Below are 13,595 nucleotides of genomic sequence, written 5' to 3' on the forward strand. Positions count from 1 at the left end.
TCTCGATCGTCTACTTTCGTGCTCGATCCCGTCCTTTCCGACCGTACGACGACCGATCGCCGGTGCACGTTCGCGTAGTTCAATAATATTAATGCCCTAGTATGGGTGTGTATTACACTTAGCCATTTAGGAGTAACCTCTTATTGGGGCAGTCGTTCGTACGGGGTATGAAAGAGCCACACACGCGACCGGACCGCACCGAGGGTCTCGCCGACCCGACGGACGAGCGGTCCAACTGCGGCGTCGGGGTCGTCATGGACCTCGACGACGGCACCGGCCACGAGGTAGTCGCCGACGGTCTCGAACTGCTCGAGAACCTCGAACACCGCGGCACGACCGGCGCGGAGGAGTCGACCGGCGACGGGGCCGGCGTCCTGCTGCAGACGCCCCACGAGTTCTTCGAAGGAGTTCTCGATGCCTCGCTGCCCGACACCTACGCCGTCGGATCGATGTTCTTCCCGCGGGACGACGCCGCCGCAGCGGTCCTGACCGACCTCGTCGAGGAGACCCTCGTCGAGTACGACCTCGACGTCTTCGCCTGGCGCGACGTACCGACCGACAACGCGGACCTGGGCGCGACCGCCGTCGAGTCCGAACCCGACGTGCGGCAGTGTTTCGTCCGCCCGGACGGGCTCGACGTCGACGGGTTCGACCGCGCGCTGTACGTCGCCCGCCGCGCGCTGGAGAACCGCGTCGAGGCGGAGTCGCCCGACGGCGCCGAGCGCTTCTACGTCTGCTCGCTGGACCGCGAGACGGTCGTCTACAAGGGCCTCCTCAAGGGCGACCAGGTCGCCGACTACTACCCCGACCTCACCGACGAGCGCGTGAAGTCGACGTTCGCGATGGTCCACGCGCGCTTCTCGACGAACACGCTCGGCGCGTGGCACCTCGCGCACCCGTACCGCAACATCATCCACAACGGCGAGTTCAACACCATCCAGGGCAACATCAACTGGATGCGCGCTCGCGAGACTGACCTCGTGAGCGAGACCCTCGGCGACGACGTGGAGACGATCAAGCCCGTCATCAACGACCCCGAGCAGTCCGACACCGCCTCCGTCGACAACGCGCTCGAACTCCTGATGGAGGACGGCCGCGACCTCCCGCACGCCCTGCGGATGCTCATCCCGGAGGCGTGGCGGGGCGACGACGCGATGGACGAGGACCGGCGGGACTGGTACGACTTCCACGCCTCGCTCGTCGAGCCGTGGGACGGTCCCGCCCTCGTCGCGGCGACCGACGGCGAGCGCATCGGCGCCGTGCTCGACCGCAACGGCCTGCGTCCCTGTCGCTACGACGTGACGACGGACAACACGCTCGTCATGGCCAGCGAGGCCGGCGCGCTGGAGACCGACCCCGAGGACATCGAGGAGCGCGGCCGGCTCAAGCCCGGTCAGATCTTCCTGGCCGACCCGAAGGAGGGCCGCGTCATCCCCGACGACGAGGTGTTCGACGACCTCGTCGACGAGCGGTACGGCGAGTGGGTCGACCAGGAGCAGGTCCACCTCGACGACGTCGCCGACGACCGCGAACCGCGGACGAGCGTCGAGGACCTGCGCGCCCACCAGGCAACGTACGGCTACAGCCGCGACGAGCTGGAGAACCTCATCGAGCCGATGATGAAGCGGGGGAAAGACCCCGTCGGGTCCATGGGCGACGACACGCCGCTGTCGGTGCTGTCGGACTACAACCGCCCGCTGTTCACCTACTTCAAGCAGCTGTTCGCGCAGGTGACGAACCCGCCGCTGGACTACATCCGCGAGGAGCTCGTCACCAGCCTCGAATCGCGGCTCGGCTTCCAGCGCAACCTGCTCGCCGAGTCGCAGGACCACGCGCGACAGCTGGTGCTCGACTCGCCGGTGCTCACCGACGCCCAGACGGCGGCGATCCGCAACGTCTCCGCGAACGGCATCTCCTCGAAGACGGTCGACGTCACCTACCGTCCCGAGAAAGACCTCCGCGAGGCCGTCGAGGACGTCCGCGACGCCGCCCGCGAGGCCATCGAGGCCGGCAACGACGTGATCGTCCTCTCGGACCGCGCAGCGGGTCCCGACCGCGTCCCGATCCCCAGCCTGCTGGCGATGGGCGCGGTCCACCACCACCTCGTCCGGAACGGCCTGCGCAACCACGCCGGCATCGTCGTCGAGAGCGGCGACCCGCGCGCGGTCCACCACCTCGCGACGCTCGTCGGCTACGGCGCCGACGCCGTCAACCCCTACCTGGCCTACCAGACCATCGCCGACGTCGTCGCCGGCGAGGACGGCGCGGACGTGGAGGACGCCGTCGAGGCCTACGTCGGCGCGCTGGAGGACGGCCTTCTGAAGACGATGGCGAAGATGGGCATCTCGACGGTCGAGAGCTACCAGGGCGCGCAGATCTTCGAGGCGGTCGGCCTCGACGACGACTTCGTCGCCGAGTACTTCGAGGGCACGGAGTCCCGCACGGGCGGCATCGGTATCGAGGAGATCGAGGAGGACCTCGAAGCGCGCCACGAGGCGGCCTTCGAGGGCGCGGACATCGAGCGCGTGGGCGAGTACGAGCACCGCTCGGACGGCATCCACCACCAGTGGAACCCCGACACGGTCGGCACGCTCCAGCAGGCCGTCCGTCAGGGCGACTACGACACCTACCTCGACTTCGCGGAGAAGATCAACGACCAGGGGGAGAACCTCCAGACGCTCCGCGGGCTGCTCGAGTTCGCCGCGGACGAGCGCGAGTCGATCCCCGTCGAGGACGTCGAGCCGATCGCCGACGTCGTCGAGCGCTTCTCGACGGCCGCGATGAGCCTCGGGAGCATCTCGCCGGAGGCCCACGAGAACAACTCCATCGCGATGAACCGCATCGGCGGCAAGTCGAACACGGGCGAGGGCGGCGAGCCGCCCGAGCGCTTCGGCACCGAGAAGGAGTGCAACGTCAAGCAGGTCGCCTCCGGCCGCTTCGGCGTCACCTCGGCATACCTGTCGAGCGCCGACGAGCTCCAGATCAAGATGGCGCAGGGGTCGAAGCCCGGCGAGGGCGGCCACCTGCCCGGAATGAAGGTCAACGAGATGATCGCCCACGTCCGCCACGCGACGCCCGGCGTCGGCCTCATCTCGCCGCCGCCGCTGCACGACATCTACTCCATCGAGGACCTCAAGCAGCTCATCCACGATCTGAAGGCGGCCAACCCCGAGGCCGACATCAACGTCAAGCTCGTCTCCGAGGCGGGCATCGGCACCATCGCGGCCGGCGTCGCGAAGGCCAACGCCGACGTGGTCCACATCTCGGGCCACTCCGGCGGCACCGGTGCGAGTCCCCGCACCTCCATCAAGAACGCCGGCCTCCCGTGGGAGCTCGGCCTCGCGGAGGCGAACCAGATGCTCGCCGAGACGGACCTTCGCGACCGCATCCGCGTCTCCGTCGACGGCGGCATGAAGACCGGCCGCGACGTGGCGGTCGGCGCGCTGCTCGGCGCGGAGGAGTACGTGTTCGGCACGGCGTCGCTCGTCACCAGCGGCTGCGTGATGGCCCGCCAGTGCCACAAGAACACCTGCCCCGTCGGCGTCGCCACCCAGCGCGAGGAGCTTCGCAACCGGTTCCCCGGCGAGCCCGAGCACGTCATCAACTACATGACGTTCATCGCGCAGGAGCTGCGGGAGATCATGGCCGAACTCGGCTTCGAGACGGTCGACGAGATGGTCGGCCGCGTCGACCTGCTCGCCCAGCGCGACGACGTCGACCACCCGAAGGCCCGCAACGTCGACCTCTCGGAAGTGCTCGCCGTGCCGAACGGCGACCAGCGCCGGAAGATCCGCGAGCAGACCCACGAGATCGACGAGCAGCTCGACCACGACCTGATCGAGGCCGCCGAGGCCGCGCTGGAGCGCGAGGAGCCGGTCGACGTCGTGACCGACGTGACGAACGCCGACCGCGCGGTCGGCGCGATGCTGTCGAACGAGGTGTCGTCGCGCCACGGCGTCGCCGGCCTCCCCGAGGACACCGTCAACGTCGACCTCCGGGGCACCGCCGGCCAGAGCTTCGGCGCGTTCCTCGCCGGCGGCGTCTCGCTGCACCTGACCGGGAGCGCCAACGACTACGTCGGCAAGGGCCTCTCCGGCGGCAAGCTCTCGGTGACGACGCCCGAGACCGCGAACTACGAGGCCGACGAGAACATCTGCATCGGCAACGTCGCGCTGTACGGCGCGACCGAGGGCGAGGCGTACGTCAACGGCGTCGCCGGCGAGCGCTTCGCCGTCCGCAACTCCGGCGTGAAAGCCGTCGTCGAGGGCGTCGGCGACCACGGCTGCGAGTACATGACCGGCGGCGCCGTCGCCGTACTCGGTGACACCGGGAAGAACTTCGCGGCCGGCATGTCCGGGGGCGTCGCGTACGTCCTCGACGAGTCCGGCGACTTCGAGTCGAAGGCGAACACCGGCATGGTGACGCTCTCCGACTCCCTGGAGGAGAAGGACCGCCGCATGCTGAAGCGCCTCGTCGAGAACCACGTCGCCTACACGGACAGCGAGAAGGGCAAGGAGGTGCTGGAGAACTGGGAGGAGTACCTCCCCCGGTTCGTGAAGGTGATGCCGGACGCGTACCACCGCGTCATCACCGAGGAGGGGGCCGAGGACGTCCGCGAGTCCCCGCCCGAACCCGCGACGGTCGGTGCGTCTGCCGAGTCGACCGGCTTCGCGGCGTCGTCCGACGACTGACGCGCCGCCGTCCTATTCGGTTTCGTTTTTCCGGATCGTTCGGGCTTCCGCCAGCAGGGCCTCCCGGTTGGGCGCGGCGAGCAGGTGCGCGTCGCAGTCGCAGTCCGAGGCCCCCACGCCGGACACCCGCTCGCCGGGAAGCGCGCCTGCGAGGTGACACTCTATGTCGGCGTCGGGGTACGTGATCGCCTCCGCGAGCGACGCCGACGGGTGGCCGAGCAGGTAGTCGACGTGCCAGTGGCGGGCGTCGCGCTCCCCGGCCGCGAGTTCGCGGTGCCTGTCGACCCGCGAGAACCCGCCGGGGCCGAACGCGCTCCCGACGTAGGCGTAGGTGCCGGCGTCGAACTCGCGGTCGCCGAGCGCGCCGACCTCGACGGTCGCCGGTTCGGCCAGATCGACGACGAGGACGTACGTTCCGGGCACGGGCGAGAGTGGGCGACGGTCGCAGTTGAAAGGCCCGATCCGCTACGCCTGCTTCCGGCTGACACGGCCCGTCTCTGCGATCGCCACCGTTTTGCTGACGCTGTCCGCACCCGCACGTATGGACCACCTGTTCGTCATCGGCGGTACGCGCTTCATCGGCCGCCACGTCGTCGACGAGTTCCGCGAGCACGGCTACGAGGTCACCGTCTTCAACCGCGGGAACCACGAGAACCCGTTCGCCGATGCGGACGACGTCGCCCACATCGAGGGCGACCGGACTGACGACGGCGACCTCGCGGCGGCCGCGCGCGAGGCCGACCCCGACGCCGTCGTGGACTGCGTCGCGTACAAGCCCCGCGAGGTGCGGACGGCGACGCGGATCTTCGACGACGTCGGCGCCTACGTCTTCGTCTCCAGCGGGTCCGCCTACGGCCGGGAGGAACTGCCGAAGCGCGAGGGCGAGACGCCGCTGTGCGAGTGCACCGAGGAGCAGGCGACCGACGACTCCCAGTCCTCGTACGGCCCGCGGAAAGCCGAGGGCGACCGCGCCGTGTTCGCGGCGGCGGCGGACGGCGTGAACGCGATGAGCGTCCGGCCCTGCATCGTGTACGGGCCGCACGACTACACCGAGCGCCTGGACTACTGGATCGACCGCGTGAACCGGTTCGACCGGATCGTCGTTCCCGGCGACGGGACGAACGTCTGGCACCGCGCGTACGTCGAGGACGTTGCGAGCGCCATCCGCGTCGTCGCCGAGGAGGGCGACCCGGGCGAGGCGTACAACGTCGGCGACCGACGGATGGTCACGCTCGGGGAGATGGTCGAACTGATCGCCGATAGCCTCGGTACCGAGATCGAGACGGTCCACGCCGGCGAGCGGGAACTCGCCGCGGCGGGGCTGGCGCTCGACGACTTCATCCTCTATCGGGACTACCCGCACATCCTCGCCACGGACAAACTGGCGAGCCTGGGGTGGGAGTCGACGCCGCTCGACGAGGCGATGGCCCGCAGCGTCGAGGACCACATGGAGAGCGACCGCGACGGGAGCGAGCACGACCCCGGCCGCGAGGCCGAGGAGCGCGTGCTGGGCGTGCTGGACACGCTCTAGACCGGGCGAGGTAGGAGGGTCGCGCGTTCGCTTCGAGGAACACGCTCCTCCCATCCACTGCGCGGCCGTCGTCCCGCGAGAACGCGACGGCCCGTCCCTCCGAAGGACTCACCGAGAGCAGCGCCGACGGGACGAGTGCGCTGACCCGCGGTCGACCGTCAACGCGCCGCGGTGCGTTTGAGAGACCAGACGGACCCGCCGGTGTTTCTCGGCGTCGTCGAAGAAGACGCGTCTGCGCGTCGCGGATCGCAAAAAATCTCGACGACCGCGTCGTGAAACCGGGACCGGGGACTACTCCTGGGACTCCGCCGCCTCGATCCAGTCCTCGGCCTGAGTCTCCGAGATATCAGCGGCCTCGGCGACAGTCTCCGCCTGCGCGTACGCGAGGTCGTTGACGTTCTCGATGCCGACGTCGGCGAGTCGTTCGGCGAACGTCGAGCCGATGCCGTCGATGGCTTCCAGTTCCTGTTCGGCCTCCTGCCCGGCGACGTCCTCGAGCGCATCGGTGGTCTCGACGACGACGTCTTCGGTCGCTTCGGCGGCGTCACCGGCCGTTCCTCTGGTGGCTTCCTGAGTCGTTTCGGTGACCGCGGCGGTCTGTTGCTGGGCGGTCCGCACGGTCTCTTCGGTCTGCTGCTGGACCGACTCGGCGGTCTCTTCGGCGCGCTGAACGCCCTCGACGGTCTGTTGTTCGGCCTCCTCTTGGGCGTCGAGGAACGACTGGGTCGACTCCGCGAGCAGCCGCTTCTGCCGCTCGGACAGGTCCTCGACCGTTTCGCGGAACTCCGCTTCGAACTCGTCCCAGGCCTCGTCCTGGCTCCGTTCGAACTCGTCGAACTGCCGGTCGACCGCCGACTGGACGTCGACGTCGTCGACTGCCGACTCGAGCGCGTCGAGCTGGACGTGCAGCAGACGCTGGAACAGGTCGGCGCCCTGCTCGTACTGCTGGTTCAGCAGCGTCTGGGTCTGCTCTGCGTTGTCCTCGAACTGCTGGTCGATCGTCGCGCGGAACTCGTCGTCGTCGACGGCCGACCTGACCGCGTCGAGATGGGCGTCGAAGACTTCCCGCGATAGTTCGGTCGCCTGGCGCTGGGCGCTGCGCTGTGCGGAGAGACCGCTCTGGAAGAACGCTTCGGCGGCGTTCTGCTGGAAGTCGAGGCTCTGCTCGACCAGCTGCTGGCTGTGTTCGACGGTTCGGCGCTGCAGTTCGAATGCCGCTTCGATGGGCGTCGTTGCGTTTGTCATGGTTATCTGGTGCCGAGGCGAACCGCGTCGCCTCGTTCTGCTGTGTGCGTAAGGAAGGGCCACGATGGTATAAATTGAGTCCACGGTATGGATACAAAAACCATCTGATGTCATCTAATGGTTTTGAGAACCAGAACAGTCTCAACGGTATAATCGACGACTCGGGCGCCGCGGGAGGAGATCGGCAGTGAGGAGGGGATCCCACTCTGTCACCCCGCGACCGGTCGAACACGGTCGCTCGGAGGGGTAAACCCCTTTACCCCCCGACGAGACGGCACAGGTATGTTCGACAAGTCGACGTGGATCCGCCTGCCCCGCAACGTCGTCGTGGGCCACGGCGTCCTCGACCAGACGGTCGACGCCGTCGACGAGCTTCATCTGCACGGCACGCCGCTCATCGTCTCCAGCCCCTCTCCCTGGGAGATCGCCGGCGAGCGGATCGCCGAGGCGTTCACCGAGGCCGGCAACGAGCCGGAGATGGTGCTCGTCGAGGAGGCGAGCTTCGACGCCATCCAGACGGTGATCGACAAGGCCCGCGAGGTCGACCCCGGCTTCCTCGTCGGCGTCGGCGGCGGGAAACCGATCGACATCGCGAAGATGGCCAGCGACGACATCGGCCGCGGGTTCGTCTCCGTCCCCACGGCTGCGAGCCACGACGGGATCGTCTCCGGCCGCGGCTCCGTTCCCGAGGGCGATACGCGCCACAGCGTCGCCGCCGACCCGCCGCTCGCGGTCGTCGCCGACACCGAGATCCTCGCGGACGCGCCGTGGGAGCTCACCACCGCCGGCTGCGCCGACATCATCAGCAACTACACCGCGGTGATGGACTGGCGGCTCGCCAACCGGCTGAAAAACGTCGAGTACTCGGAGTACGCCGCCTCGCTCGCAGAGATGACCGCCGAGATGCTCGTCGACAACGCCGACACGGTGCGGCCCGGCCTGGAGGAGTCGGCGTGGGTCGTCGTGAAGGCGCTCGTCTCCAGCGGCGTCGCCATGTCGATCGCCGGCTCCTCCCGACCGGCGAGCGGCGCGGAGCACCTCTTCTCGCACCAGCTCGACCGCATCGCGCCGAACGAGGCGCTGCACGGGCATCAGGTCGGCGTCGGCTCCATCGTCACGGCCTACCTCCACGGCGGCGACCGCGGCATCTGGCGCGAGATCCGGGCGGCGCTCGCCAGCATCGACGCGCCGACCACCGCCGACGAGCTCGGCATCGACGACGAGACCGTGATCGAGGCGCTGACGACCGCCCACCAGATCCGCGACCGGTACACCATCCTCGGCAACGGCGTCGAGGAGCACGCGGCCCGCGAGGCCGCGAGAAAGACCGGCGTCATCTGAGAGGGGCTGTCGTAGTTCGTCTCCGTATTTCGCCGTCGCGGGATCGGCGTATACCGGAGACGGTCACAATACTCCCCACGAGGCGGCGCGTTGACGGCCCGCCGACTCGACTGGTGGTCAGCCGAGTTCCGCGCGCTGGAACCGCCACGCGCCGAGCGCGACCGGCACCACGACCCACGCGGCCATGATGACGACCATGAACCACCCCTCCAGGTAGAACGGGAGGTCGGTGACCATGGCCCCGACGCCGCGCATGAACTGGTCCGGCATGATGAGCTTCATGGAGTTCATGTACGCGCCGGTCGGGCTGAGGCTGTAGATGAGGTTGATCGTGTTCTGCGAGACGTCGAAGCCGAACTCGTCGGCGACGAACTGCAGCATCTGCGCCGGGCCGACCGGCAGGAAGTTCCAGACGAGGTTGAACACGAAGAAGAAGCCGATGGCGCTTCCCATCGCCCGGGACCGGCTCGACGTCGAGGCCGAGATGGCGACCGCGACGGCCACGTACGCCAGCGCGTACAGGACGGTCACGGCGACGAACGTCGCGTAGTCGCCGTACTCGAAGGTCATGTCCGGCACCAGCACCGCCGCCGCGCCCACGCCGACCGCGAACGACAGCAACAGTCCCGCGGTGACGACTGCCGACCGGGAGAGCAGTTTCCCGAAGACGACGTCGGACCGGGAGTTCGGCAGCCCGAGCAGCCACTTGATGCTGCCGGACTCGCGCTCCCCGGCGATCGAGAGGTACGCCGCCACCAGCGCTATCAGCGGCACGAGCATCGCGCCGCCGATGCCGGCCAGTCCCCACAGCACCTGATAGAAGTCCGGTTCCGTGCCCTGGCTCTGCCCCCAGAAGAACAGGAGCATGAACAGTGTGTACAGCAGGGCCGGCGCCCAGACGAGCTTCGCCCGTCGGACGTCCTTGAAGTCCTTCAGGAGGACGTTCGCGACGCTCATGGCGTCACCTCCGTCGGGGTCGTCGCGTCCACACGTCTCTCGGCGGCGATGCCGGACCGATACGTCGGTGGGTCAGTGTCGGGTTCCGTCATGGTTGTGAGTCGGATCGGTGTCAGCCCAGTTCCGCGCGCTGGAACCGCCAGGTGCCGATCGCCAGCGGGACGACCAGCCACGCCAGGAGGATGAGGACCATGAACCAGCCTTCCAAATAGAAGGGGTCGGCGCCGCCGCTGCTGAACTGCCCCGTGCTGAGGAGTTGCAGCGAGCCGAAGTACGCGCCGGTCGGGCTCGACGCCCAGATGAGATCGAGCGCGTTCTGGGAGACGTCGGTGCCGACCTGGTCCGCGAGGAACTGCACCATGTTCCTCGGGTTCACCGGCAGGAAGTTCCAGACGAGATTGAACACGAAGAAGAAGCCGATGGCGCCGCCCATCGCCCGCGACCGACTCGCCGTCACGGCGGAGATGCTGACGGCGATAGCCACGTAGGTCACCGCGTACAGCACCGTCAGACCGATGAAGATCGCGTAGTCGCCGTACTCGAAGGCCATGTCCGGCACCAGCACCGCCGCCGCGACGACGCCGACCGCGAACGCCAGCAGGAGCCCTGCCGCGACGACCGCCGCGCGAGACAGCACCTTGCCGAGGACCACGTCGGACCGGGAGTTCGGCAGCCCGAGCAGGAACTTGATGCTGCCGGACTCGCGCTCTCCAGCGATCGAGAGGTACGCCGCCACCAGCGCTATCAGCGGGATCAGTAGTGCCCCGCCCATGCCGGCGAGGCTCTGGATCAGCAGGGAGAACTGCGGATCGGGCCCCTGCGTCTGCCCCCAGAAGAACAGGAGCATGAAGAGCGTGTACAACACCGCGGGGGCCCAGATGAGCCTCGCCCGCCGGACGTCCTTGAAGTCCTTCCGCAGGACGTTCGCTACGCTCATGGCGTCGCCTCCATCTTCTCCCGGGGCGACTCCGTCTCGACGCTGCCCCCGCCGGTATAGGTGTTGAACAGCTCTTCGAGCGAGGTGTCCTCCGAGAGGATGTCGACGACCTCGGCCTGCCGGTCGAGGGCCTTCACCACGTCGACTTTCACTGTCGGGTCCTCGCAGATCACCGAGACCGTGCCGTCGTCGACGTCGGCGCGGACCACGCCGTCGACGTTCGACACGTCGAGGCGGTCGGGGATGCCGCCCAGTTCCACGTCGATGCGGGCCTGCGCGTCGGAGTTGTCCTGCAGGTTCTCGATGGTGTCGACCGTCGCGAGCCGGCCCTCGTTCATGATGGCGACGCGGTCACAGACCGCCTCGACCTCCGGCAGGATGTGGCTGGAGAAAAACACCGTCGTGCCGTCGGCGGCCTTCTCGCGGATGAGGTCGCGCATCTCCTGGATGCCGTTCGGGTCGAGCCCCGACGACGGCTCGTCGAGGATGAGCAGGTCGGGGTCGCCGACCAGCGCCATCCCGAACGAGAGGCGCTGGGCCATCCCCTTCGAGTAACCGCCGGCCTTCCGGTCGGCGTCCTCGGGGTCGAGGCCGACCTGGTCGAGGATGGCGTCCGGGTCGTCGTCGACGCCTTTCGTCCGGATGGCCCACTCCACGTGCTCGCGGCCGGTCAGCCGGTCGTACACTTCCGCGCCCTCCGGGAGGACGCCGACCTTCCGACGGATCGCCTCGGTCTCCGCCTGCGCGTCGTGGCCGAGCACCGTCGCCGACCCCTCCGTCGGCCGGATGAAGTCGAGCAGCATGTTGATCGTCGTCGACTTCCCGGCGCCGTTGGGGCCGAGGAAGCCGAATATCTCGCCGTCCTCGACCGTCAGGTTCAGGTCGTCGACGGCCAGCACGTCCTCGCCGAACCGCTTCGTCAGTGAGTCGGTTTCGATAGCAGTCATAGCTGGTACTCGAGAGCGGGGACTCTCGTCCCGATCTGTAGATCGAACAACAATAGTTGTTGCGGATCCGTTCGGAGTAAATTTAACATATCCGCATCTCGATGCGGCGGGGGCCGTCGACGGTACGCGACGGACGGCCGCGGCTACACGTGCTCGTCGAGGAACTCCGCGATGGCGGCGTTCGCCTCGATGCGGTTCTCCAGCTTCGTGAAGCCGTGGCCCTCGTCGTCGAAGATCAGCTTCCTGACGGGGACGCCCCGCTTCTCGGCCTCCTCGGCGATCTGTTCGGCCTCGCCGACGGGGACGCGCGGGTCGTTCTCGCCGTGGAGGACGAACAGCGGGGCCTCGATGCGGTCGGCGTTGTTGATGGGGCTTATCTCCTCCAGGAACTCGCGGTCCTCGTCGAGGCTGCCGTACTCGGCCTCGCGGAGGTGGCGACGCCAGTCGCCGGTGTTCTCGAGGAAGGTGACGAAGTTGGCGATGCCCACGATGTCGACGCCGGCGGCCCAGAGGTCGGGGTACTCGGTGAGGCAGGCGAGCACCATGAATCCGCCGTAGGACCCGCCCATGGCGGCGATGCGGTCGGGGTCGACGGCGTCGTGGTCGCGCAGCCACTCGACGCAGGCCTCGACGTCCGCGACCGAGTCCATCCGGTTGCGCACGTCGTCGAGGTGGGTGTACTCGCGCCCGTAGCCCGACGACCCGCGGACGTTCGGCTCGAAAACGGCGTAGCCGCGGTTCAGGAAGTACTGCTTGACGCCGTAGAAGGAGGGGCGGCGCTGGCTCTCCGGGCCGCCGTGGATGTCGACGATGACGGGCGTCTCGCCGGCCTCGGCGTCCTCGGGGAGAGTGAAGAACCCGGGCACCTCCAGCCCGTCGAAGCTCTCGACGTGGACGAGGTCGGACTCGCGGAACGTCTCCCGCGGGATGCCGGCGGTCGGGGCGTCGGTCCAGCACTCGGCCTCGCCCGTCTCCACGTCCACCACGTAGACGTTCGGGTTGATCGCGTCGCCGTTGGCGGTGATCGCGAAGCGCTCGGCGTCCGGCCCGAAGTCGACGCCGCCGCGGACGCCGCCCGGCAGGTCGGGGTCGGGGAACTCGTCTATCTCGGTTTCGCCGGCGAGTTCGCCGACGGTGAGTTCCGTGTAGCCGTCGACGTTGCGGGAGTAGGCGAGCCGTCCCGTGTCCTCGTCCAGCGCGACGCCGTCGAGGTTCCACTCGCCCCCGTCCTCGACGACCTCGACCTCGCGACTGTCGAGGTCGAGGCGGGCGAGATACAGCGTGTCGCTCCCCTCGTCGGTGACGAGGTAGAGCGCGTCGCCGTCCGGCCCCCACTGGGTGCTCTGGTAGCGCACGTCGTCGGTGTCCGGCGTGAGGTGTTCCAGCTCGCCGGAGTCGAGGTGGAGCACGTGGAGGTCGTGGTCGAAGCTGGCGTGGGCCTCGTGGACGATCAGGCGTTCGTCGTCGGGGCTCCACCCGCCGACGGAGAGCCAGCCGTCGCCCTCGTGGACGAGTTCGGCCTCCTCCCCCGTTTCGTCGCGACCCTGCACGTACACGTCGAACACCGCCTCGTCGCGGCGGTTCGACGCGAAGGCGAACCGCTCGCCGTCGTGGCTCCACCCGCCCCAGCGGTGCTTCGCCTCGGGCATCGCGGTCAGCGACGTGATGGAACCGTCGCCGGCGTCGAGGCGGAAGAGCTGGGCGCGCTCGTTGCCCCCCTCGTCCATCCCGAAGGCGAGTTCGCCGCGTTCGGGCGACCACGAGGCGAAGGTGATCCGCTCCTCGTAGTAGGTCCGCTGCTCCGGCCACGCGCCGGCCTCGTCGACCGTCCACACCTGCGGGACGCCCGTGGTGTCGAGCAGGAAGGCGAGGCGCTCGCCGTCCGGGCCGAACGACGCGCCGTACGCCTTCCTGACGTTGAGATACCGTTCGATGTCGTAGCCCAT

Annotated in this window: 9 protein-coding genes; 3 read left to right on the forward strand and 6 right to left on the reverse strand. The window is 68.6% G+C overall.

The window, feature by feature from the left end; translation table 11 throughout:
- Positions 1-167: 167 nt before the first annotated feature.
- On the forward strand, positions 168-4,691 hold the full coding sequence (gene gltB, locus D8670_RS09550; protein WP_121817884.1) for a glutamate synthase large subunit: 4,524 nt from the start codon (positions 168-170) through the stop codon (positions 4,689-4,691).
- Positions 4,692-4,703: 12 nt separating this feature from the next.
- On the opposite strand, the gene D8670_RS09555 is transcribed toward gltB, so the two are convergent.
- Positions 4,704-5,114: a GIY-YIG nuclease family protein gene (locus D8670_RS09555; RefSeq protein WP_121817885.1), complete on the reverse strand. Its 411-nt coding sequence runs from the start codon at positions 5,112-5,114 to the stop codon at positions 4,704-4,706.
- Positions 5,115-5,232: 118 nt separating this feature from the next.
- Between D8670_RS09555 and D8670_RS09560 the strand changes: the two genes are divergently transcribed.
- Positions 5,233-6,222: an NAD-dependent epimerase/dehydratase family protein gene (locus D8670_RS09560; RefSeq protein WP_121817886.1), complete on the forward strand. Its 990-nt coding sequence runs from the start codon at positions 5,233-5,235 to the stop codon at positions 6,220-6,222.
- Positions 6,223-6,513: 291 nt separating this feature from the next.
- Here D8670_RS09560 and D8670_RS09565 read toward each other — a convergent pair whose 3' ends face one another.
- A complete protein-coding gene (locus tag D8670_RS09565) occupies positions 6,514-7,467 on the reverse strand; it encodes a helix-hairpin-helix domain-containing protein (protein WP_121817887.1) in 954 nt (317 codons plus the stop codon).
- A 282-nt stretch (positions 7,468-7,749) separates the two neighbouring features.
- Between D8670_RS09565 and D8670_RS09570 the strand changes: the two genes are divergently transcribed.
- Positions 7,750-8,808: an NAD(P)-dependent glycerol-1-phosphate dehydrogenase gene (locus D8670_RS09570; RefSeq protein ID WP_121817888.1), complete on the forward strand. Its 1,059-nt coding sequence runs from the start codon at positions 7,750-7,752 to the stop codon at positions 8,806-8,808.
- A gap of 117 nt (positions 8,809-8,925) precedes the next feature.
- Here the strand turns inward: D8670_RS09570 and D8670_RS09575 are convergent, their stop codons facing one another.
- The 4 genes from D8670_RS09575 to D8670_RS09590 all read right to left on the reverse strand — a co-directional run bounded on the left by D8670_RS09575 (position 8,926) and on the right by D8670_RS09590 (position 13,595).
- Positions 8,926-9,765, reverse strand: a complete 840-nt coding sequence (locus D8670_RS09575; RefSeq protein WP_121817889.1) for an ABC transporter permease subunit — start codon at positions 9,763-9,765, stop codon at positions 8,926-8,928.
- A gap of 112 nt (positions 9,766-9,877) precedes the next feature.
- Positions 9,878-10,702 (reverse strand): ABC transporter permease, encoded by an 825-nt coding sequence (locus D8670_RS09580; protein ID WP_121817890.1) that lies wholly within the window; start codon positions 10,700-10,702, stop codon positions 9,878-9,880.
- Positions 10,699-11,649 (reverse strand): ABC transporter ATP-binding protein, encoded by a 951-nt coding sequence (locus D8670_RS09585; RefSeq protein WP_121817891.1) that lies wholly within the window; start codon positions 11,647-11,649, stop codon positions 10,699-10,701. The genes D8670_RS09580 and D8670_RS09585 overlap by 4 nt, the downstream gene beginning before the upstream one ends.
- Positions 11,650-11,792: 143 nt before the next feature.
- The gene (locus tag D8670_RS09590) at positions 11,793-13,595 is read right to left on the reverse strand and encodes a S9 family peptidase (RefSeq protein WP_121817892.1); all 1,803 of its coding nucleotides are present in this window, start codon (positions 13,593-13,595) and stop codon (positions 11,793-11,795) included.

Source organism: Halostella limicola (assembly GCF_003675875.1).
Taxonomy (GTDB): domain Archaea; phylum Halobacteriota; class Halobacteria; order Halobacteriales; family Natronoarchaeaceae; genus Halostella; species Halostella limicola.

Coding starts and splice junctions, on each gene's coding strand:
- D8670_RS09570 (WP_121817888.1), top strand. CDS start 7,750: ATGTTCGACAAGTCGACGTGGATCCGCCTGCCCCGCAACGTCGTCGTG.
- D8670_RS09580 (WP_121817890.1), bottom strand. CDS start 10,702: ATGAGCGTAGCGAACGTCCTGCGGAAGGACTTCAAGGACGTCCGGCGG.
- D8670_RS09565 (WP_121817887.1), bottom strand. CDS start 7,467: ATGACAAACGCAACGACGCCCATCGAAGCGGCATTCGAACTGCAGCGC.
- D8670_RS09575 (WP_121817889.1), bottom strand. CDS start 9,765: ATGAGCGTCGCGAACGTCCTCCTGAAGGACTTCAAGGACGTCCGACGG.
- gltB (WP_121817884.1), top strand. CDS start 168: ATGAAAGAGCCACACACGCGACCGGACCGCACCGAGGGTCTCGCCGAC.
- D8670_RS09560 (WP_121817886.1), top strand. CDS start 5,233: ATGGACCACCTGTTCGTCATCGGCGGTACGCGCTTCATCGGCCGCCAC.
- D8670_RS09590 (WP_121817892.1), bottom strand. CDS start 13,595: ATGGGCTACGACATCGAACGGTATCTCAACGTCAGGAAGGCGTACGGC.
- D8670_RS09585 (WP_121817891.1), bottom strand. CDS start 11,649: ATGACTGCTATCGAAACCGACTCACTGACGAAGCGGTTCGGCGAGGAC.